We start from the raw sequence: 20826 nt of genomic DNA on the forward strand, positions 1-20826 counted from the left end.
CTGACGGTTTTTGGTTCCTTTTTGCCACGACAAAAAGGGACCCGCTGTAAGAGCGGAAAGGTGATTAGGCGTCACCTTGGCAAATGGATATGTTCACAAATCCAAATACCAAAACCTCGAACCTCGAACCTCGAACCTCGAACCTCGAACCTCGAACTTCAAACTTCAAAGCGAATGCTTGGTGCTGGCACTCAAATAGCGTGAATATCCATTTGCCATGGAGGCACCTATTCACCTTTCCGCCCTTCCGGCGGGTTACTTTGGTCGTGGCCAAAGTAACCAAAACCGTCGGCTCCTATCATCCGGCCCCTACGCTTCGCTCCGGGGTTCCCTCACTTCGGCCTTGCTCCCGGGAGGACCGCGCTGAACGGCCCATCCTGGGCCGCAGCGCTTGACGGGCATCCATGCCCGTCACCTCCCTCCGCAAGACCTGCGTTCGGCCTCCTGACGTCGCAATTGGCGGCGCTTGGTCTATCGCGTAAAAAAAAGCAAAAGCAAAAGCAAAAGCAAAAGCAAAAGCAAAAGCAAAAGCAAAAGCAAAAGCAAAAGCAAAAGCAAAAGCAAAAGCAAAAACAAACACAAACGCAGCGAGTGGGATGGCATTATCGAATAATCGTGTTCAGCGATATTCCGGTAATTGCGAAAGACCGGCTTTCAAGAAGTCCACAAGCCGCCTGACTTTAGGCGAAAGATGCCGCTGCTGAGGATACAGCGCCCAAACCGCAGTATTAGGCGGCTGATGCGACTCCAACAGCGAAACCAACGCCCCGCTTTTAAGATGCTCCAGCACGTAATAATCCGGTAGCTGACACAATCCCATCCCCAGCAACGCAGCATCCAACACAGCTTGCCCACTGTTGCACCGCCAATTCCCCTGCACACGCTGACTGATCTCCCGACCATCCTGCTGCAGCGCCCAGATATCAGAGCTACCCACCAGGCAATTATGTCGCGCCAGCTCCGACAAACTATGCGGCCGGCCATAACGCTCAAGGTAAGCCGGCGAAGCACACAGGTACATGCGCCGTGGCGCCAGACGAGCCGCGACCAACCGCGAGTCCTGCAGACGCCCCAGGCGAATCGCCAGGTCCATCCCCTCGTGCACCAGGTCCAGCGTCCGGTTGGTCAGTTCCACCTCGACCCGCAACTGCGGATACAACGCCATGAAGCGCGTGACCAGAGGCACGATGAAACGCTCGCCGTAAGCCACCGCGCAGGTCATGCGCAACAATCCCTTCGGTTCACTGGCCAAGTCGCCCATCGCGCGTAACGCCTCTTCGCGACCATCTTGCAGACGCTGGCAGTGTTGAAGGAACGTCTGGCCTGCCTCGCTCAACGTCACGCGGCGGGTACTGCGGTACAACAGGCGTGTCTGCAGGCGCTCCTCCAGGCGAGCGATCTGCCGGCTGATGTGCGACGACGATACCCCTAACCGCTCCGCCGCAGCAGTGAACTGTCCCGACTCGGCCACGGCAACGAACTCGTCGATGCCTTCCCAGCGACTGCTCATCGATTATCCCTGTATGGCAATAATGTTTTGTCTTCGCTCGGATTATTCATCAAAAGTGCCTGAATTACACTGAGTACTGGAATCGACACTCTGTCTGGAGAACCTTGATGATCAAGTCCCGTGCCGCCGTCGCCTTCGAGGCCAAGAAACCCCTGGAAATCGTCGAAGTCGACGTGGCCATGCCCAAGGCGGGCGAAGTGCTGCTGCGCGTGGTCGCCAGCGGCGTCTGCCATACCGATGCCTATACCCTGTCGGGCGCCGACCCGGAAGGTATCTTCCCGTCGATTCTCGGTCATGAAGGCGGTGCAATCGTCGAAGCAATTGGTGAAGGCGTGACTTCCGTAGCTGTCGGCGACCACGTCATTCCGCTGTACACTCCAGAGTGCGGCCAGTGCAAATTCTGCCGTTCGGGCAAGACCAACCTGTGCCAGGCCATCCGCGCCACTCAAGGCAAGGGCTTGATGCCTGATGGCACCACTCGCTTCTCCTACAAAGGCCAGCAACTGTTCCACTACATGGGGACCTCGACGTTCTCCGAGTACACCGTGCTGCCGGAAATATCCGTGGCCAAGATCCAGAAAGAAGCGCCGCTGGAGAAAGTCTGCCTGCTGGGCTGCGGTGTCACCACCGGTATCGGTGCCGTGCTCAACACCGCCAAGGTCAAGCCAGGTGACACCGTGGCCATCTTCGGCCTGGGTGGCATCGGCCTGTCGGCGATCATTGGCGCGGTCAAGGCCAAGGCCTCGCGCATCATCGCCGTCGACATCAACCCCGCCAAGTTCGAGATCGCTCGCCAGCTGGGTGCTACCGACTGTGTCAACCCCAAAGACTACGACCGCCCAATCCAGGAGGTGATCGTCGATCTCACTGATGGCGGCGTGGACTTCTCGTTCGAGTGTGTAGGTAACGTCCAACTGATGCGTGCGGCCCTGGAGTGCTGCCACAAAGGCTGGGGCGAGTCCGTCATCATTGGCGTGGCCGGCGCTGGCCAGGAAATCTCCACCCGTCCATTCCAGCTGGTGACCGGTCGCGTCTGGCGCGGTTCGGCCTTCGGCGGCGTACGAGGTCGCAGCGAGCTGCCAAGTTACGTTGAAATGTCCGAGAAGGGCGAGATTCCGCTGGATACCTTCATCACCCATACCATGGGCCTGGAAGACATCAACAAAGCCTTCGACCTGATGCATGAAGGCAAGAGCATCCGTAGCGTGATCCACTTCTGAGGTCAGCCATGAGCCTGGATAACATCTCCTGCCAGAAGAGCTTCGGCGGCTGGCACAAGCGTTACCGGCATCACTCCAAGGTGCTGGGCTGTGACATGGTATTCGCCGTGTACCTGCCGCCGCAGGCCGAACAGGGCGAGAAGCTACCGGTGCTCTATTGGCTGAGCGGCCTGACGTGCACCGATGAAAACTTCATGCAAAAGGCCGGCGCCCAGCGCCTGGCCGCCGAGCTGGGGCTGATCATCGTCGCGCCAGACACCAGTCCGCGTGGTGAGCAGGTGCCCGGCGATCCGGACGGTGCCTGGGACTTCGGACTCGGTGCTGGCTTCTACCTCAATGCCACCCAGCAACCCTGGTCGAAGCACTACCGTATGCACGATTACGTGGTCGAGGAGCTACCGGCACTGATCGAGGCGTATTTCCCAGCTTCCGACCAGCGCAGCATCAGCGGCCATTCCATGGGCGGGCACGGTGCTTTGGTCTGCGCATTGCGCAACCCAGGGCGCTACCGTTCGGTGTCGGCGTTTTCGCCAATCAGCAATCCAATGGATTGCCCTTGGGGCGAAAAGGCCTTCAGCCGTTACCTGGGTGAGGACCGGGCGCGCTGGCGCGAGTGGGATGCCAGTGTGCTGCTGGCCGAGACGCCTTCCGGCAAATGCCCGCCGTTGCTGGTCGATCAGGGCGACCGCGATGACTTCCTCGAGAAGCAGCTCAAGCCAGAAGCACTGGAGCAGGCAGCGCGCAAGGGGGGACATGAGCTGACCCTGCGTCTGCAGCCTGGGTATGACCATAGCTACTACTTCATCGCCAGCTTCATCGATGAGCACCTGCGCCATCACGCGCTGGCGCTGGGGCGGGCGTAGCGGTGGTGCTTGGTGTCGGCAATAGCCAGCCCAAGCGCCCACAAAGCAGGTAGAATCACGCCCTGACTTTATCAGGGCGTTTTTCTATGCGTATTGGCCACGGCTACGATGTGCACCGTTTCTGCGACGGTGATTTCATTACCCTGGGCGGGGTGCGTATCCCCCACAAATACGGCCTGCTGGCCCACTCCGACGGTGACGTGCTGCTGCACGCACTGAGCGATGCTTTGCTCGGCGCCGCCGCGCTGGGAGACATCGGCAAGCATTTCCCCGATACCGACCCGCAGTTCAAGGGCGCGGACAGCCGTGTCCTGCTGCGTCACGTGGTCGGCATCGTTCTGGCCAAGGGCTGGAAAGTCGGCAACGTCGACGCCACCATCGTTGCCCAGGCGCCGAAGATGGCCCCACACATCGAAACCATGCGCCAGCTGATCGCCGAGGACCTGCACGTCGAACTCGACCAGGTCAACGTCAAGGCGACCACCACCGAAAAACTCGGCTTCACCGGCCGCGAGGAGGGTATCGCCGTGCATGCGGTTGCCCTGTTGCTGCCAGCATGACCGAACACGACCTGCTCGGCCCGCGTGCATCGGGCCAATCCTTGGGCACCGCGGTGCTCAAGGCGGTGGCCGACGATTTCCAGGTGGACGAAGTGCTGGACATTCCGCTGTCCGGCCAGGGCGAGCACCTGTGGCTGTGGGTTGAAAAGCGTGACCTCAATACCGAGGAGGCTGCTCGTCGCCTGGCACGTGCAGCTGGTGTGCCGGTCCGCGCCATCAGCTACGCCGGTCTGAAGGACCGCCAGGCCCTGACCCGCCAGTGGTTCAGCCTGCACCTGCCGGGCAAGGCCGACCCGGACCTGTCCCGCGCCGAAGACGACACCCTGCGTGTACTCAAGCAGGTGCGCCACCAGCGCAAACTGCAACGAGGCGCTCATTCCGCCAACGGCTTTACCCTGCGTCTCACTGCGCTGGCGGCAGACCACCAGGCGCTGGATGCTCGGCTGGAACTGCTCAAGCAGCAGGGGGTGCCCAACTACTTCGGCACGCAGCGTTTCGGCCATGGTGGCGGCAACGTGCATGACGCCCGGGACTCGGCACAGCGCAAGGCGCTACCGGAACAACGCAATGTACGTTCGCGGCTGCTGTCAGCGGCGCGCAGCTATGTGTTCAACCAGGTGTTGGCGGCTCGGGTTGCCGATGGAAGCTGGCAGCACGCGCTGGTTGGCGATTTGTTGGCGTTCACTGACAGCCGTAGTTTCTTTCCGGCGGGCGAGTCGGAATGTTCCGATCCACGCCTGGCGATTCTGGACTTGCATCCCACCGGCCCGATGTGGGGAGAGGGTCCGTCACCGGCAGCCGGGGCGCCCTTCGAGCTGGAGTCGGCTGTCGGTGAGCAGCACCAGGCGCTTTGCCAATGGCTGGCCCACGCGGGAATGAGTCATGAACGACGCATCCTGCGGCTCCCTATTGGCAGCTTGTCGTGGCATTATCCCGAGCCTGATATCCTGCAACTGGAATTCGTCCTTCCGGCCGGATGCTTCGCCACCGTGGTGGTGCGCGAACTCGTCGATCTGGTGCCGGCAGGGCAGACGGACAGCCCATGCGTATTCTGATTTCGAACGATGACGGTGTTACCGCCCCCGGGATTGCCGCGCTGCATGCTGCGCTGGCGGACTACGCCGAGTGTGTGGTGATCGCCCCGGAACAAGACAAGAGCGGCGCCAGCAGTTCGCTGACGCTCGACCGGCCTTTGCACCCGCATACCCTGGCCAACGGCTTCATCAGCCTCAATGGCACGCCGACCGACTGCGTGCACCTGGGGTTGAATGGGTTGCTGCCGGAAATGCCCGACATGGTCGTTTCCGGCATCAACCTGGGCGCTAACCTGGGTGATGATGTGCTCTACTCCGGCACCGTTGCCGCCGCCCTCGAGGGCCGCTTCCTCGGCGGAACGTCGCTGGCGTTCTCGCTATTGTCGCGCCAGACCGACAACCTGCCGGCGGCGGCCTACATCGCACGCCGCCTGGTGGAGGCACAATCGCGACTCGACCTGCCGCCTCGGACCGTGCTCAACATCAATATCCCCAACCTGCCACTGGAGCATATCCGGGGTATCCAGCTCACCCGGCTCGGGCATCGGGCGCGTGCGGCGGCGCCCACCAAAGTGGTCAACCCACGTGGCAAGGAGGGCTACTGGATTGCCGTGGCCGGCGATGCCGAGGATGGCGGGCCGGGTACCGACTTCCATGCGGTGATGCAAGGCTACGTGTCGATTACACCGCTGCAGTTGGACCGGACCTTCAACGACGCGTTCGAGCGCTTCGATGGCTGGCTGGAGGGCGTACTCTGATGCGCGAACACGACGATCTGCTGCGCCGCGGAATCGGCATGACTTCCCAGCGGACCCGGGAACGGCTGATCCAGCGTCTGTGCGAGGAGGGCGTGTCGAACACCAAGGTGCTCGACGCGATCCGTCGCACGCCGCGCCATCTGTTCGTCGACGAGGCCCTGGCCCATCGCGCGTATGAAGACACCGCGCTGCCAATCGGCCATAACCAGACCATCTCCCAGCCGTTCATGGTGGCCCACATGAGTGAGCTGCTGCTCGAAGCCGGCCCGTTGGACAAGGTGCTGGAGATTGGTACGGGATCAGGTTACCAGACGGCGATCCTGGCCCAGTTGGTCGAACGGGTTTTCTCGGTGGAGCGGATCAAGGTCCTGCAGGACCGGGCCAAGGAACGCCTGGTCGAGCTCAACCTGCGCAACGTGGTGTTTCGCTGGGGCGATGGCTGCGATGGCTGGCAGGCCTTGGCACCTTACAATGGCATCATCGTCACCGCGGTGGCACCTGAGGTCCCGCAGGCGCTGCTCGACCAACTGGCACCAGGCGGGCGCATGGTGATTCCCGTGGGGCCGGCGGGCGAGGTGCAGCAACTGATGTTGATCGTCCGTGAGGAACACGGTTTCTCCCGGCGTGTGCTGGGCGCCGTGCGCTTCGTGCCGTTGCTAAACGGCCCGCTGGCCTGAGCCGTACGGAATATTTGCGCAGACGCAGAATTCTTGCGGCAAGGCCCTGTCTATCTGCGGTGCGGCCGAGTTGTTCTCAGGCTGCGCCGAGCTCTCCCAAGGCGGACGGGCTCAGTTATAATTGCAACAATATTGCATTTCTTATCGTCATATCGTTTTGGGCACCATGAGGGGAGCGCGGGTGGGTCACACAGTCGTTCAGCAGCGCAGGGATCGGTCGGGTTTGAAGCTTCTGGTGATCGCACTGGCCATGGGCAGCCTGCTGACCGGCTGCTCCAGCACCGGCTCGAGCGGCGCGCGGGTAGTCGACCGTAATACCACGGCGCCCAAGCGGCCAGCGGTGACCTCGGGTCAGTACATCGTCAAGCCCGGCGATACGCTGTTTTCCATCGCCTTCCGCTACGGCTGGGACTACAAGGAGCTGGCGGCGCGCAACGGCATCTCGGCCCCCTATACCATTCGTCCCGGCCAGGCGATACGTTTCAGCAGCGGTTCCAGCAGCACTACCACCGTGGTCTCCAGCCCATCGTCTTCGAGCAGGACAACGGTCACCCGCCGCCCGGTCACCAGCACGGTCACGACGCCCGCCAGCAATCGCAAACCGGCGACTTCGACGCCGGCGACCCCGGCACCGGTGGTCACTACCGTGCCTGCCGCCGAGCGCGCCGTGGGTGGTTGGACCTGGCCGGCGAACGGCGTCCTGATTGGAAAATTTGCTTCAAACGGTAGTTTGAATAAAGGCATTGATATCGCCGGTGATTTGGGACAGCCTGTTTTTGCTGCAGCTGATGGTTCGGTGGTCTACGCCGGCAGTGGCTTGAGGGGCTACGGCGAGCTGATCATCATCAAGCACAGTGATACCTACGTCAGTGCCTACGGCCATAACCGCAGGCTTTTGGTTCGGGAGGGGCAGCAGGTCAAGGCAGGGCAGTCGATTGCTGAAATGGGGTCCACGGGCACTGATCGGGTGAAGCTGCATTTCGAGATTCGCCGCCAGGGCAAACCCGTCGATCCGCTCCAATTCCTGCCACGCCGTTGATCGTTGTACCCGGCCTGTTCCTATGATGTAGAGGGGACAGGCTCCAGCGCTGCCAGGGAAACAGGTGCCGCTTGAGTCTGAGTTCGAACTCAGCAAAGGACTATAACAATGGCTCTCAATAAAGAAGCGCCGGAGTTTGACATCGACGATGACGTCCTCCTGATGGAGACGGGTATCGTTTTGGAAACGGATGTGGTGTCAGACGAACCTGCTGTACCTTCGGTTCGGACGAGGGCCAAGTCAGGCTCTACGCTCAAGCAACACAAGTATATCGATTACAGCCGGGCGCTCGATGCCACCCAGCTGTATCTCAACGAGATTGGATTCTCGCCTCTGCTGTCGCCGGAAGAGGAAGTGCACTTTGCGCGCTTGTCGCAAAAGGGCGATCCCGCTGGCCGTAAACGCATGATCGAAAGCAACCTGCGCCTGGTTGTGAAAATCGCGCGTCGTTATGTAAATCGCGGATTGTCGTTGCTCGACCTGATCGAGGAGGGCAACCTGGGGCTGATCCGCGCGGTCGAGAAGTTCGACCCGGAACGCGGTTTCCGCTTCTCGACCTATGCGACCTGGTGGATTCGCCAGACCATCGAGCGGGCAATCATGAACCAGACCCGCACCATTCGCCTGCCGATCCACGTGGTCAAGGAGCTGAACGTCTACCTGCGTGCCGCGCGGGAACTGACCCAGAAGCTTGACCATGAACCGTCGCCTGAAGAAATCGCCACCCTGCTCGAGAAGCCGGTCACCGAGGTCAAGCGCATGCTTGGTCTCAACGAACGGGTTTCGTCGGTGGATGTTTCCCTGGGCCCGGATTCGGACAAGACGCTGCTCGATACCCTCACCGACGATCGGCCAACCGATCCGTGCGAGCTGCTGCAAGACGACGACCTGTCGCAGAGTATCGACCAGTGGCTGGGCGAGCTGACTGACAAGCAGCGTGAGGTGGTGGTGCGCCGCTTTGGTCTGCGTGGCCATGAGAGCAGTACGCTGGAGGATGTTGGCCTGGAGATTGGCCTTACCCGCGAGCGGGTGCGTCAGATTCAGGTGGAGGGGCTCAAGCGGCTGCGCGAGATCCTCGAGAAGAACGGCCTGTCCAGCGAGTCGTTGTTCCAGTAACCAAGGCTGCAATGCAAAACGCCCCGATGACCTCGGGGCGTTTTTGTTTGCTTCATCGGCGTGCAGCATACCGCTGGCCAGCTGCGGCCCAGCAGGAGCCGGCTCAGCACCGATTGCCGGGCCGCGAAGCCCCAGCGCCACTATGTAAAGCGCTACCCCTGTAGCATCGTGTGTAAGCCTTTGCTTACTTGTTTTGTAAGCTTTCTACGGAAGTTCCAGTAAAAATTCTTCCGTTGCAGCACAAGACTTTTTCTAACTATTTGAAAAATATAGCTTATTTGGTTGTGAGGAAGTGTGTCCCCTGCAACATCTTGTGAGGTCTCGCAGTTGCCTGCTTGGCGCAAGTCGCTAGTATTCGAACTGTGCACACGGACATGCACAGGCTTTCAGGATGAAAGCCAAGGACATCGCAAGACGCGATTTCATCAGGACGATGTTTGGGACAAGCAGGGACTACGGAAAAAATGTGGGCGGGTCAAACCGCCCCTTTTTTTGCCCGCTGAACATGAAAAAAGGCCCTTCCGGGCCTTTTTCGTTGCTGGTCGCGATCAACGCTCCAAGTCGGCGATCTTGCCGGTTTTGCCATCCCACTCTTCAGCGTCCGGCAGGGCGTCCTTACGCTCGGTGATGTTAGGCCAGATCTCTGCCAGCTCGGCGTTCAGCTCGATGAAGTTCTCCATGCCCGCTGGAACCTCGTCTTCCGAGAAGATTGCTTGTGCCGGGCACTCTGGTTCACACAGGGCGCAGTCGATGCACTCGTCCGGGTGAATGACCAGGAAGTTCGGGCCTTCGTAGAAGCAGTCCACCGGACAGACTTCCACGCAGTCGGTGTATTTGCATTTGATGCAGTTGTCGGTGACGACGAAGGTCATTTCTAGTTCTCTCCTCAGGCGACGGCGGCGGCCCTTCCTCTCGGGGCCGCGCGGTTTGCGGGTGGTTGGCTGCAGGCCAGGCTAATAACCTGCAGCGCCAGCAAACCGCGGCGGATTCTACCAGCTTGTAGTGGGCGCCGTTATAACAGGTTCTTTAGTTGATATAGCGTTTCGATAGCTTGGCGAGGGGTCATCTCGTCCAGATCCAGCTTGCCCAGCTTCTCGATGGCCGGGTGTGGCAGGCTGGCGAATAGATCGCTTTGGTGGGGCACGTGCGGCTCGTCCTTGGCTTTATTCACCACCGGTGGCTCGTGCGGCAGGCTGGCGGTTTCCAGGCGCCCCAGGTGTTCGCGGGCGCGCTGGATGACCGGGCCAGGTACGCCGGCCAGTTGCGCTACGGCCAGACCGTAGCTCTGGCTGGCGGGGCCTGGCAACACGTGGTGCAGGAAGACGATGCGTTCGTTGTGCTCGGTCGCGTTCAGGTGCACGTTGGCCACCAGCGGTTCGCTTTCCGGCAGTACGGTCAATTCGAAGTAGTGCGTGGCGAACAGGGTGTAGGCGCGCAGTTGAGCCAGGCGCTCGGCAGCAGCCCAGGCCAGCGACAGTCCGTCGAAGGTGCTGGTGCCACGGCCGACCTCGTCCATCAGCACCAGGCTGCGGTCGGTGGCGTTGTGCAGGATGTTGGCCGTTTCGCTCATCTCGACCATGAAGGTCGACCGGCCACCCGCCAGGTCATCGCTGGAGCCGATACGGGTGAAAATACGATCGACAAGCGACAACTCGCAACGCGCCGCTGGCACGAAACTGCCGATGTGTGCCATCAGCACGATTAGCGCGGTCTGGCGCATGTAGGTGGATTTACCACCCATGTTCGGGCCGGTGATGATCAGCATGCGAGTGCTGTTGTCCAGGCTCAGGTCATTGGCCACGAACGGCGTGGTCAGTACCTGCTCGACCACTGGGTGACGGCCCTGTTCGATGCGCAGGCAAGGCTCGTCGACGAAGCTTGGGCAGTTGAGATCTAGGTTCAGCGCACGTTCGGCGAGGTTGCTCAGCACATCCAGTTCGGCCAGCGCCGCGGCGCTGTCCTGCAGTGGAGCAAGATGGCCGATCAGCGTTTCCAGCAGGGCGTCGTAGAGCATCTTCTCGCGGGCCAGGGCGCGGCTCTTGGCCGACAGCGCCTTGTCCTCGAAGGCCTTGAGTTCCGGGGTGATGAAGCGCTCGGCACCCTTTAGGGTCTGGCGCCGGATGTAATCGCCCGGCGCTTGTTCGGCCTGCTTGGTCGGCAACTCGATGTAATAGCCATGCACGCGGTTGTAGCCGACCTTCAGGTTGGCAAGGCCGGTGCGTGCTTTCTCGCGGGCTTCCAGGTCGATGAGGAACTGGCCGGCGTTCTCGCTCATCGCCAGCAGCTCGTCCAGCTCGTTGTCATAGCCGGCTTTGAGCACGCCGCCGTCGCGGATCACCGCCGGCGGGTTGTCGATGATCGCACGTTCCAGCAGGCTGGCCAGCTCCGGATAGGTACCGGTAATGGCCGCCAGGCGCGCCAGATGCGGCGCCTCCAGCTCGGCCATGGCGTTCTGCAGTTCCGGCAGGGCGCCGAGGGCATCGCGAAGACGTGCCAGGTCGCGGGGGCGGGCATTACGCAGACCAATACGGGCGAGGATCCGCTCGATATCGCCAATTTCCTTCAACTGCGGCTGGAGTTTTTCGAAACGATAGCCGTCGAGCAGGCAACGGATCGAATCCTGGCGCGCCTGCAGCACCTTGAGGTCGCGCAGCGGCCGGTTCAGCCAGCGGGTCAGCAGGCGGCTGGCCATGGCGGTCTGGCAGCGATCGATTACCGATTGCAGGGTATTGTCACGGCCACCCGCCAGGTTGATGTCCAGCTCCAGGTTACGGCGGCTGGCGCCGTCGAGGATCACCGTGTCGTCCATGCGTTCGTGGCGCAGGCTACGCAGGTGGGGCAGGGTGGTGCGCTGGGTTTCCTTGGCGTAAGTCAACAGGCAGCCGGCGGCACCGATGGCCAGGGTCAGTTTGTCGCAACCGAAACCCTTGAGGTCCTTGGTCGCGAACTGCTGGCACAGGCTCTTGCGTGCCGATTCCCGGTCGAAGTCCCACGGCGCACGACGTCGGGCACCTGGTCGCTTCTCTGCCGGCAGGCCCTGGGGCCAGTCGTCTGGAATCAACAGCTCCACTGGGTTGATGCGTTCGAGCTCGGCAAGCAGGTTCTCCCAGCCTTTGATCTCCTGCACGGTGAAGTTGCCACTGGTGATGTCCAGCACCGCCAGGCCGAACAGGCGCTCGTCACCCAGCAGGGCGGCGATCAGGTTGTCGCGGCGCTCATCGAGCAATGCCTCGTCACTGACCGTGCCGGGGGTGATGATGCGCACCACCTGGCGCTCGACCGGGCCCTTGCTGGTGGCCGGGTCGCCGATCTGCTCGCAGATCACTACCGATTCGCCGAGCTTGACCAGCTTGGCTAGATAGCCCTCTACCGAATGGAAGGGAATTCCGCACATGGGGATCGACTGGCCGGCGGACTGGCCGCGGGCGGTCAGGGTGATATCCAGCAGTTTCGCGGCTTTTTTCGCATCTTCATAGAAGATCTCGTAAAAGTCGCCCATGCGGTAGAACATCAGCTGGTCCGGGTGCTGGTTCTTCAGCTTCCAGTACTGCTGCATCATCGGTGTGTGTGCGGAAAGATCAGACATTCAGGGCCTTACAGCGGGTGATCTGGTTGGCGATTGTGAAACGGGCAATGGTACAGGCTTTTTCATCGAGATGCAGGCGGGCCCTGATGTCAGCCGAAGTGGTGGGGTCCCGTTTGGCGCGCGCGGGTGCTAGGGTTGTGGTCTGTCTTGTCGAGGAACCCTTCATGGATCCCATCACCACGCTTTCCACACGCCTGGGCGAGCACCTGCGACGTATAGGCGCGCAGGTCACGACGGCCGAGTCCTGTACCGGCGGCGGTATTGCCGAAGCCATTACCCGGGTGCCGGGCAGTTCGAGCTGGTTCGAGGCGGGCTATGTGACCTACTCCAATGCCCAGAAGACGCGTCAACTGGGGGTGCCCGCCGCCCTGTTCACCACGGTTGGCGCCGTCAGCCAGGAAGTGGTCGAGGCTATGGTTCGGGGTGCGCAGGCGGCCAGCGGGGCGCGCTTCGCCGTCGCGGTCAGCGGCGTGGCCGGGCCCGATGGGGGTTCGGCGGCCAAACCGGTGGGTACCGTATGGCTGGCGTGGGCCGATGGCGTCCATGTGCACAGTGAGCGCAGGCACTTTGATGGTGACCGCGAAGCGGTGCGCCGACAGACGGTGATCGCCGCGTTAGACGGCTTGTTACAGCTTGGCAGCGTTTAAATCGACGACAGGGGTTTGCTCAAACGAATCCCTGTGGAATAATACTGGCTACTTATACAGTTATTCGGGCCATCAGGGCCGGTCGATCACGTGAGGATTTCAATGGACGACAACAAGAAGCGCGCCTTGGCTGCGGCCCTGGGTCAAATCGAACGCCAATTCGGCAAAGGTGCCGTCATGCGCATGGGCGACCATGAGCGTCAGGCCATCCCCGCTATCTCCACCGGCTCCCTGGGCCTGGACATCGCCCTTGGCATCGGCGGTCTGCCGAAAGGTCGTATCGTCGAAATCTACGGTCCGGAATCGTCGGGTAAGACGACCCTGACTCTGTCGGTTATCGCCGAAGCCCAGAAGAACGGCGCCACCTGCGCCTTCGTCGACGCCGAACACGCCCTCGACCCTGAGTACGCCGGCAAGCTGGGCGTCAACGTCGACGACCTCCTGGTCTCGCAGCCAGACACCGGTGAACAAGCGCTGGAAATCACCGACATGCTGGTGCGCTCCAATGCCGTTGACGTGATCATCGTCGACTCCGTTGCAGCCCTGGTACCCAAGGCTGAAATCGAAGGCGAAATGGGTGACATGCACGTGGGCCTGCAAGCCCGCCTGATGTCCCAGGCCCTGCGTAAGATCACCGGTAACATCAAGAACGCCAACTGCCTGGTTATCTTCATCAACCAGATCCGTATGAAGATCGGTGTGATGTTCGGTAGCCCTGAAACCACCACCGGTGGTAACGCGCTGAAGTTCTATGCTTCTGTGCGTCTGGACATCCGCCGTACCGGCGCTGTCAAGGAAGGCGACGAAGTGGTCGGCAGCGAAACCCGCGTCAAGATCGTCAAGAACAAGGTCTCTCCTCCGTTCCGCCAGGCCGAGTTCCAGATTCTTTACGGCAAGGGTATCTACCGCAACGGTGAAATCATTGACCTGGGTGTTTCCCAAGGCCTGGTGGAAAAATCTGGTGCGTGGTACAGCTACCAGGGCAACAAGATTGGCCAGGGCAAGGCTAACGCCGCCAAGTTCCTGCAAGAGAACCCGGCCGTTGGCGCTGAGATCGAGAAGCAAATTCGCGAGAAACTGCTGAACGCAGGTGCTGTTGCTGCAGCAGGCAAGGCCGCTGCTGCCGAGGCTGACGCCGACGATATGGCCGACGCCGACGCCGGTTACTGATTGGCCCTATGTCCGCCGTACTCGACACCCCCGTCGCCGTTCGGCGGACAGCCATGGACCTGCTTGCACGCCGCGAGCATGGTCGAGTCGAGCTGACGCGCAAGCTGCGTCAGCGCGGCGCGCCGGAGGAGCTGATTCAACCTGAGCTCGACCGGCTTGCAGAAGAGGGGCTGCTCAGCGAAGCCCGCTACCTTGAAAGCTTCATCCGCTACCGTTCCAACTCCGGTTATGGCCCCGCACGTATTCGTGAGGAATTGGGCCAGCGTGGGCTGGACCGCAATGACGTCGACCAGGCACTACGTGACAGCGAGGTGAACTGGGCAGAGCGACTACAGGATGTCTGGCAACGCAAGTTCGCCGGGCAGCGTCCGCATGACCCCCGCAGCCGTGCCCAGCAGACCCGATTCCTTGCCTACCGAGGTTTCTCCATGGAGATGATCGGCCGCCTGCTTAGCGGCCGTGACCTCGATGATTACTGAGTAAAGGCCTGGCAATCGTAGGCGGCGGCTTGCTGGCATGCCCCCTCAAAAAAGCGTTCAGCTCACCTTCAAGGCCTCCCTGGCCCGCTGAGTCGTATGCATCGGCTCAGGTTTGGCCCAGTTTTCCGGCAGATTGATGAAGTCAACCAGTTCGCGCAGGCGCCCTTGGTCACGGCCATTGAAGGCAAAGCTCAGTCGCGTCAAATGGCTGAATTTGCCCAGCTCGTGCTCGGCACCACTGTCGGGTTGCTGGTGATACTTGCCGCTCAGGCGCAGGTCGGCGAATCCCTCCTGGATGTCATACAGCGCTGCATCGCTCAGCGGATGATGCATACGAATCACGAACTGGTTCTTAAGCCAGCGGCTGGAGTGGTAGTTGCTGTAGAACTGGTTGATTTCCTCCACGGCTTCATCAGCAGAGTGCACGAGGCGAAGCAGTTTCAGGTCACTGGGCAAGATGTAGCGGTTCTCTTCCAACTGGCGGGTGAAGAAGTCCAGGGCATCTTGCCAGAAACTTCCACCGGGTGAGTCGAGCAACACTACTGGAACCAACGGGCTCTTGCCGGTCTGGATCAAGGTCAGCACTTCCAGTGCCTCATCCAGCGTGCCGAAGCCACCAGGGCACAGAACCAGGGCGTCGGCCTCCTTGACGAAAAACAGTTTTCGAATGAAGAAGAAGTGGAACGGCAGTAGCTTGTCGGTGCCGCCCACCGTGGCATTGGCGTGTTGCTCGAACGGCAGGGTGATGTTGAAGCCCAGGCTGTGCTCGCTGCCTGCACCCTCGTGCGCGGCGGCCATGATGCCACCCCCGGCACCGGTGATGACCATCATGTCGGAGCGCGCCACCGTTGCGCCCAGCTCGCGAGCCAAGGCGTACATCGGGTGCTCCAGCGGCGTACGGGCCGAGCCGAACACTGTTACCTTTCTGCGGCCCTTGTAGCGTTGGAGCGTACGGAACGAGTGATCCAGTTCGCGCAGTGCTTGCAGGGTGATCTTGGCGCTCCAGCGATCGGTGTCATCGTGGGCCATACGCAAAACGGTCAACATCATGTCGCGATACAAGGGCAGGTTGGGGCTGTCGGGAGCGACCAGTTGCAGTTGTTCGTCGATCTTGTTCAGGTCGATGCCGCTGTCCCTGAAGTGGTTGAACAAAAGCTCATTCGGTTGGTAAGGCATTCAACGTCTCCTTCTGCAGCAAAACCCCTGACCGGGCCGATGGAGTGGCTCGGCCGCGACACTGCGTGTGTCGCTGGCTGCTGTGGCTCGAGTGTGCATACCGAGCATTGCAGTAGGCCTTCAAGGCCCTGATGCAGTGGCAATCAATCCATCTTCTTTGATTTCAGGATCCTCGCTATCAATCTAGACCCTTGCGCATGATCGTGCCGCAGGGAGCGAAGTCGCCGCTCGTCGGCACATGGCCCATGGCGGTGCGGGTTTGGTTAACTGGGAAAGCGAATCGTGTCGATGCAGGAGGTGGCGGTATGCATCGCTTGGTCATCGAGGTGGACTCCCAGCTCTACCAACAACTGGAAAGTGCGGCGCATGATCACCACGTAAGCCTGGAGACCGAGTGCCGTCGCAGGCTGGCGACATTGGAGTGCCAGTCACGCTACCTGCAGGCGCTGCTGGCCGAGATGCGCGCCGAGGATGAGCCGCAGCGCGCGCGGAACGAGCAGGTGCTCTGATTACTTCTTCTTGTTGCCGGCAGTGCAGCTGGCGGCGTCGAACGCTTGGTCCATCACCGGCTGATTGGTCTTGTAGACCGTGAAGCGATAGACCATCACCGCGCCTTTGGACATCAAATTGCGGTAACCGCTGTTGCGGCACACGCTGTCGCCCAGCTGGCTGCGCACCTGTGCCGGGTTTTCCTGCATGCGTGCAGCGTGGCTGGCACGCACGCTCAAGTGGTTGATCAGGGCTTTGCCTTCGACGGTGTAACCCTGGTCGAGGATGTCTTCGTTGATGGCGCGTGGGGTGCCGACGCTGCTTTCCTTGGCGACCTTCTGCAGCAGCTTGTTCAGCTCGAACTCCTGCTTGGACGCCGCCTGGGCAGCCAGGGGCAGGGTGAGCAACAGGCTCAAGGTCGGGACGATAAGACGCAGCATGAATCTCTCCTGGTTCGATGACTGGCGCTTTGACCTGCGCCGGCAGTTGGCGTTCCCTGCCCATCCGCGTCATGGCGGATAACAGTGGGGCACCCAAAGGCCGATTATAAGGGAGCGACCGGCACGCCTGCACGGCAAATGGCAACCGCTCTGGTAGACTGGCGTTTTGTATTCGCCGAGTCATCGCAGTGACCCTTTCCAACCTCTCCCAAGGCCTGCCCGCATGAACCATGCGGTCGCGCGCCTGCGTGCCGAGCGCCTGGCGCGCAGCAACAAACCCTTCATTGCCCGTGGGTCGCGTGCCGAACGTTGCCCCGACTGCCGGGTGATCGCCACTCATTGCCTGTGCGCCTGGAAGCCCCGAGTCCAGGCGGATTCCGGTGTCTGCCTGCTGATGCACGATACCGAGCCACTGAAGCCGACCAATACCGGTTGGTTGATCGCTGACCTGATCGAGGACACCGCTGCCTTCGGCTGGTTGCGCACCTCGGTGGATGAGCGCTTGTTGGCATTGCTCGAGGATCCGCAATGGCAGCCCTACATCGTGTTTCCTGGCGAATTCGTTGCCCAGGAGCGCGTGGTCAGCCAGGTCGTACGGGAACCGGGCAAGCGCCCACTGTTCATTCTGCTCGATGCGACCTGGACCGAAGCACGCAAGATGTTTCGCAAGAGTCCCTATCTTGATCGTTTCCCGGTGCTGAGCTTGCAAGCCGAGCAGATGTCGCGTTACCGCCTGCGCTGTTCCAAGCGCGATGATCATTTCTGCACTGCGGAAGTCGCGGCCATGTGCCTGGACCTGGCCGGTGACAGCCGGGCCTCGCAGGCGCTGGATGCCTACCTGGATGTGTTCAGCCTGCACTACTTGAGTGGCAAGCGTCGCCTGCCGCTGGATGAGCAGGATGACATTCATCAACGTTTGCATACCTTCCTATAGTCCAAGGGGCAACAACACCCCGATGGTTCATAATGACGGAGCTGGCAGCCAGGGTGGGCGAGGCGGCAGGGTGATCGGCTTGACCGCCCCCAACCGTGCTCGGCATCCTTGGCGCCGATTCCCCGCCGGGCGCTCCCTTCCCCCGCATGCGCCTGGCACAGAACAGGATCCATAGATCGATGGCCACATACGAAATCCTGATTGCCGATGACCACCCGCTGTTTCGCAGCGCATTGCGCCAGGCGGTAACCCTGGGCCTGGGCCCGGACGTACGCCTGGTCGAAGTGGCGAGCATCGCGGAACTGGAAACCCGCCTCGGCGAAAAGGCCGACTGGGACCTGGTCCTGCTCGACCTGAACATGCCAGGTGCTTACGGTTTCTCCGGTCTGGTGCTGCTGCGCGGCCAGTATCCGCAAATTCCAGTGGTGATGGTCTCGGCCCAGGAAGAGGCGGCTGTTGTGGTCAAGTCCCGCGAATTTGGCGCCAGCGGTTTCATTCCCAAGTCCAGCGGGCTGGAAGTGATCCAGGATGCCGTGAGGAAAGTGCTCGACGGCGATGTCTGGTGGCCGCCCCAGGCCTTCGAGAAGGTCGACGTTTCCGCCGAGGCCAAGGCGGCCAGTGAAGGTTTGGCCAGCCTGACGCCGCAGCAGTTCCGGGTGTTGACCATGGTCTGTGAAGGGTTGCTGAACAAGCAGATTGCCTACGAACTGAATGTGTCCGAAGCGACCATCAAGGCCCATGTCACGGCGATCTTCCGTAAACTGGGCGTGCGTACTCGCACCCAGGCTGCCTTGCTGCTGCAACAACTGGAATCAGTTGCGGCCAGTTGACGGTTTGCTGCTTCACGCTTTTTTGACTTGCGCTGGTCTAGTCTGCCGGCCTTTTAACGGTGAAGTCACACCTATGTCGCCATTCAAAGGCCAGACAGGCCTCAAACGTATCGTCAATGCCGCCGGCTACTCCCTCGATGGCCTGCGCACGGCTTTCAAGGGCGAGGCTGCGTTCCGCCAACTGGTGCTGCTCAACGTGTTGCTGATTCCGACCGCCTTCTGGCTGCCTGTCAGCCGAGCGGAGCGGGCGATCATGATCGCGGTCTGCCTGCTGGGCCTGATCGTCGAGTTGTTCAACTCGGCGGTGGAGGCGGCGATCGACCGCATCTCGCTGGAGCGTCATCCCTTGTCGAAGAACGCCAAGGACATGGGCAGTGCCGCGCAGTTGGTAGCGCTGACCATGGTGGCGCTGGTCTGGGGTGTGATTCTGCTTTAAGCGATCGGCGGCAGCACGATTTCGTCGCTGCGAGTGAAGCCTGCGGTGAAGTTGCGGCACAGTTCGAGAAACTCGCGCATGGCCGAGGTCTGGTATTTCTGTTTGTGCCAGATGAAGTAGAACTGGCGCATCAGGTCGAGCTCGGGGGTTTCCACCGGTACCAGGCTGCCGCGCCGGAAAGCATCGCGCAACGCCAGGCGTGAGATACAGCCGATACCCAGCCCCGATTCCACGGCGCGCTTGATCGCTTCGGTGTGCTCCAGCTCAAGGCGAATGTTCAAGTTGGCGCGGTGGTGGCGCATGGCCTGGTCGAACGTCAGGCGAGTGCCTGAGCCTTGTTCGCGCAGGATCCAGGCTTCCTGGGAGAGCGTCTGGACGTCCGCCCGGCCGAGTTTGGCCAGCGGATGCTGCGGGGCACAGAACACCACCAGTTCATCCTCGACCCAAGGTTGAACCTCCAGGTCTGGGTGATTGCAGTCGCCTTCGATTAGACCCAGGTCAATCTCGTAGTGGGCAACCTGTTGCACGATATGCGCAGTGTTCTGCACATGCAGCTTCACCTGGCTCTCGGGGTGCACCTGCATGAAGCTGCCGATCAGCAGGGTCGCCAGGTAGTTGCCGATGGTGAGCGTAGCGCCAACAGCCAGTGAGCCGAAACCGGACTTGCCGTTGAGCAGGTCTTCGATTTCCTTGGCCTGGTCGAGCAGGGCGACGGCCTGGGGCAAGAGCTGGTGCCCCAGGGCATTGAGGCTCAGGCGCTTGCCGGCCCGGTCGAACAGCTGGCAGCTGGATTGACGCTCCAGTTCAGTGATCGAGGTGCTGGCCGCCGATTGCGACAGCGCAAGCACGCTGGCAGCGCGCGACACGCTTTGGTGCTGAGCGACGGCGACGAAGACCTGCAGCTGACGGAGTGTGAATCGCATATCTATATAACCGATAACACATATCTTGATAATTCAGTTAACAGATATTGTCGCTGCCCCTAAACTATCGCGCAACTGCGCGTTTTACGCGCTGCGTCTTTCTTCAGGAGCCCCATAAATGAGCAACATGAACCACGAACGTGTCCTCAGTGTGCACCACTGGAACGACACCCTGTTCAGCTTCAAGTGCACCCGTGACCCGGGCCTGCGCTTCGAGAACGGTCAGTTCGTGATGATCGGCCTGCAACAGGACAATGGCCGTCCGCTCATGCGCGCCTATTCCATCGCTTCGCCGAACTGGGAAGAGCACTTGGAGTTCTTCAGCATCAAGGTGCCGGATGGTCCGTTGACCTCCCAGCTGCAGCACCTGAAGGAAGGCGACGAGATCATCATCAGCAAGAAGCCCACCGGCACCCTGGTACTCGACGACCTGAACCCAGGCAAGCACCTGTACCTGCTGAGCACCGGCACTGGTCTGGCGCCGTTCATGAGCGTCATCCAGGACCCGGAAACCTACGAGCGCTTCGAGAAGGTCATCCTGGTCCATGGCGTGCGTTACGTGAACGAAGTGGCCTACCGCGAGTTCATCACCGAGCACCTGCCGCAGAACGAGTTCTTCGGTGAAGCGGTCCGTGACAAGCTGATCTACTACCCGACCGTTACCCGTGAGCCGTTCGAGAACCAGGGCCGCCTGACCGACCTTATGCGCAGCGGCAAGCTGTTCAGCGACATCGGTCTGCCACCGATCAACCCGCAGGACGACCGCGCCATGATCTGCGGCAGCCCAAGCATGCTCGACGAGACCAGCGAGGTCCTGGACAGCTTCGGCCTGAAGATCTCCCCGCGTATGCGTGAGCCGGGTGACTACCTGATCGAGCGTGCATTCGTCGAGAAGTAAGGCGGACGCTGGAACTCAAAAACGCAGGCCTTGGCCTGCGT

Annotated in this window: 22 protein-coding genes; 16 read left to right on the forward strand and 6 right to left on the reverse strand. The window is 61.1% G+C overall.

Annotated features, from left to right (window positions below; all coding sequences use genetic code 11):
• Positions 1 to 619 precede the first annotated feature (619 nt).
• Positions 620 to 1510 carry a LysR substrate-binding domain-containing protein gene (locus C4Q26_RS18150; protein WP_023381953.1) on the reverse strand — a complete coding sequence of 297 codons (891 nt, stop codon included), beginning with the start codon at positions 1508 to 1510 and terminating at the stop codon, positions 620 to 622.
• Positions 1511 to 1617: 107 nt separating this feature from the next.
• Between C4Q26_RS18150 and C4Q26_RS18155 the strand changes: the two genes are divergently transcribed.
• From C4Q26_RS18155 to rpoS, 8 genes are all read left to right on the forward strand, one after another.
• Complete coding sequence (locus C4Q26_RS18155) at positions 1618 to 2730, forward strand: S-(hydroxymethyl)glutathione dehydrogenase/class III alcohol dehydrogenase (protein ID WP_023381952.1); 1113 nt, start codon at positions 1618 to 1620, stop codon at positions 2728 to 2730.
• 8 nt (positions 2731 to 2738) lie between these two features.
• Positions 2739 to 3593 (forward strand): S-formylglutathione hydrolase, encoded by an 855-nt coding sequence (gene fghA, locus C4Q26_RS18160; RefSeq protein WP_104883375.1) that lies wholly within the window; start codon positions 2739 to 2741, stop codon positions 3591 to 3593.
• Between the two features lie 86 nt (positions 3594 to 3679).
• Positions 3680 to 4153, forward strand: coding sequence for a 2-C-methyl-D-erythritol 2,4-cyclodiphosphate synthase (ispF, locus tag C4Q26_RS18165; RefSeq protein WP_023381950.1), 474 nt, complete (start codon positions 3680 to 3682; stop codon positions 4151 to 4153).
• Positions 4150 to 5208 (forward strand): tRNA pseudouridine(13) synthase TruD, encoded by a 1059-nt coding sequence (gene truD / locus C4Q26_RS18170; protein WP_104881351.1) that lies wholly within the window; start codon positions 4150 to 4152, stop codon positions 5206 to 5208. Before ispF ends, truD begins: the two co-directional genes overlap by 4 nt.
• The gene (gene surE / locus C4Q26_RS18175) at positions 5196 to 5945 is read left to right on the forward strand and encodes a 5'/3'-nucleotidase SurE (RefSeq protein ID WP_023381948.1); all 750 of its coding nucleotides are present in this window, start codon (positions 5196 to 5198) and stop codon (positions 5943 to 5945) included. The genes truD and surE overlap by 13 nt, the downstream gene beginning before the upstream one ends.
• 38 nt (positions 5946 to 5983) lie before the next feature.
• Complete coding sequence (locus C4Q26_RS18180; RefSeq protein WP_162144446.1) at positions 5984 to 6622, forward strand: protein-L-isoaspartate(D-aspartate) O-methyltransferase; 639 nt, start codon at positions 5984 to 5986, stop codon at positions 6620 to 6622.
• Positions 6623 to 6803: 181 nt separating this feature from the next.
• Positions 6804 to 7661, forward strand: coding sequence for a peptidoglycan DD-metalloendopeptidase family protein (locus tag C4Q26_RS18185; protein WP_104881352.1), 858 nt, complete (start codon positions 6804 to 6806; stop codon positions 7659 to 7661).
• A 108-nt stretch (positions 7662 to 7769) separates the two neighbouring features.
• Complete coding sequence (gene rpoS, locus C4Q26_RS18190) at positions 7770 to 8777, forward strand: RNA polymerase sigma factor RpoS (RefSeq protein ID WP_023381945.1); 1008 nt, start codon at positions 7770 to 7772, stop codon at positions 8775 to 8777.
• Between the two features lie 548 nt (positions 8778 to 9325).
• Here rpoS and fdxA read toward each other — a convergent pair.
• Both fdxA and mutS read right to left on the reverse strand, forming a co-directional pair.
• Positions 9326 to 9649, reverse strand: a complete 324-nt coding sequence (fdxA, locus tag C4Q26_RS18195) for a ferredoxin FdxA (RefSeq protein ID WP_004375459.1) — start codon at positions 9647 to 9649, stop codon at positions 9326 to 9328.
• 140 nt (positions 9650 to 9789) lie between these two features.
• Positions 9790 to 12363 (reverse strand): DNA mismatch repair protein MutS, encoded by a 2574-nt coding sequence (mutS, locus tag C4Q26_RS18200; RefSeq protein ID WP_023381944.1) that lies wholly within the window; start codon positions 12361 to 12363, stop codon positions 9790 to 9792.
• A gap of 164 nt (positions 12364 to 12527) precedes the next feature.
• Between mutS and C4Q26_RS18205 the strand changes: the two genes are divergently transcribed.
• The 3 genes from C4Q26_RS18205 (at position 12528) to recX (ending at position 14659) form a co-directional block, all read left to right on the forward strand.
• Complete coding sequence (locus tag C4Q26_RS18205; RefSeq protein WP_023381943.1) at positions 12528 to 13010, forward strand: CinA family protein; 483 nt, start codon at positions 12528 to 12530, stop codon at positions 13008 to 13010.
• 102 nt (positions 13011 to 13112) lie between these two features.
• Positions 13113 to 14180 (forward strand): recombinase RecA, encoded by a 1068-nt coding sequence (gene recA / locus C4Q26_RS18210; protein WP_023381942.1) that lies wholly within the window; start codon positions 13113 to 13115, stop codon positions 14178 to 14180.
• Between the two features lie 8 nt (positions 14181 to 14188).
• Entirely contained in the window at positions 14189 to 14659 is a 471-nt protein-coding gene (gene recX, locus C4Q26_RS18215; RefSeq protein ID WP_023381941.1) for a recombination regulator RecX, read from the forward strand.
• Between the two features lie 57 nt (positions 14660 to 14716).
• On the opposite strand, the gene C4Q26_RS18220 is transcribed toward recX, so the two are convergent.
• A complete protein-coding gene (locus C4Q26_RS18220) occupies positions 14717 to 15835 on the reverse strand; it encodes an LOG family protein (RefSeq protein WP_023381940.1) in 1119 nt (372 codons plus the stop codon).
• Between the two features lie 305 nt (positions 15836 to 16140).
• Between C4Q26_RS18220 and C4Q26_RS18225 the strand changes: the two genes are divergently transcribed.
• The gene (locus tag C4Q26_RS18225) at positions 16141 to 16344 is read left to right on the forward strand and encodes a hypothetical protein (protein WP_023381939.1); all 204 of its coding nucleotides are present in this window, start codon (positions 16141 to 16143) and stop codon (positions 16342 to 16344) included.
• Here the strand turns inward: C4Q26_RS18225 and C4Q26_RS18230 are convergent, their stop codons facing one another.
• Positions 16345 to 16764, reverse strand: a complete 420-nt coding sequence (locus C4Q26_RS18230) for a quorum-sensing-regulated virulence factor family protein (protein ID WP_023381938.1) — start codon at positions 16762 to 16764, stop codon at positions 16345 to 16347. It lies immediately after the preceding gene.
• A gap of 223 nt (positions 16765 to 16987) precedes the next feature.
• On the opposite strand from C4Q26_RS18230, the gene C4Q26_RS18235 reads away from it, so the two are divergent.
• The 3 genes from C4Q26_RS18235 to C4Q26_RS18245 all read left to right on the forward strand — a co-directional run bounded on the left by C4Q26_RS18235 (position 16988) and on the right by C4Q26_RS18245 (position 18964).
• The gene (locus C4Q26_RS18235) at positions 16988 to 17698 is read left to right on the forward strand and encodes a tRNA-uridine aminocarboxypropyltransferase (protein WP_104883376.1); all 711 of its coding nucleotides are present in this window, start codon (positions 16988 to 16990) and stop codon (positions 17696 to 17698) included.
• A 179-nt stretch (positions 17699 to 17877) separates the two neighbouring features.
• A complete protein-coding gene (gene erdR, locus C4Q26_RS18240) occupies positions 17878 to 18528 on the forward strand; it encodes a response regulator transcription factor ErdR (protein ID WP_023381936.1) in 651 nt (216 codons plus the stop codon).
• 73 nt (positions 18529 to 18601) lie between these two features.
• The gene (locus tag C4Q26_RS18245; RefSeq protein WP_104881353.1) at positions 18602 to 18964 is read left to right on the forward strand and encodes a diacylglycerol kinase; all 363 of its coding nucleotides are present in this window, start codon (positions 18602 to 18604) and stop codon (positions 18962 to 18964) included.
• On the opposite strand, the gene finR is transcribed toward C4Q26_RS18245, so the two are convergent.
• Complete coding sequence (gene finR, locus C4Q26_RS18250; RefSeq protein WP_023381934.1) at positions 18961 to 19887, reverse strand: LysR family transcriptional regulator FinR; 927 nt, start codon at positions 19885 to 19887, stop codon at positions 18961 to 18963. The genes C4Q26_RS18245 and finR overlap by 4 nt on opposite strands.
• A 118-nt stretch (positions 19888 to 20005) precedes the next feature.
• Here finR and fpr point away from each other — a divergent pair, with 118 nt between their 5' ends.
• A complete protein-coding gene (gene fpr / locus C4Q26_RS18255; RefSeq protein WP_023381933.1) occupies positions 20006 to 20785 on the forward strand; it encodes a ferredoxin-NADP reductase in 780 nt (259 codons plus the stop codon).
• Positions 20786 to 20826 lie beyond the last annotated feature (41 nt).

Source organism: Pseudomonas sp. SWI44, from assembly GCF_002947915.1.
Classification (GTDB): Bacteria; Pseudomonadota; Gammaproteobacteria; order Pseudomonadales; family Pseudomonadaceae; genus Aquipseudomonas; species Aquipseudomonas taiwanensis.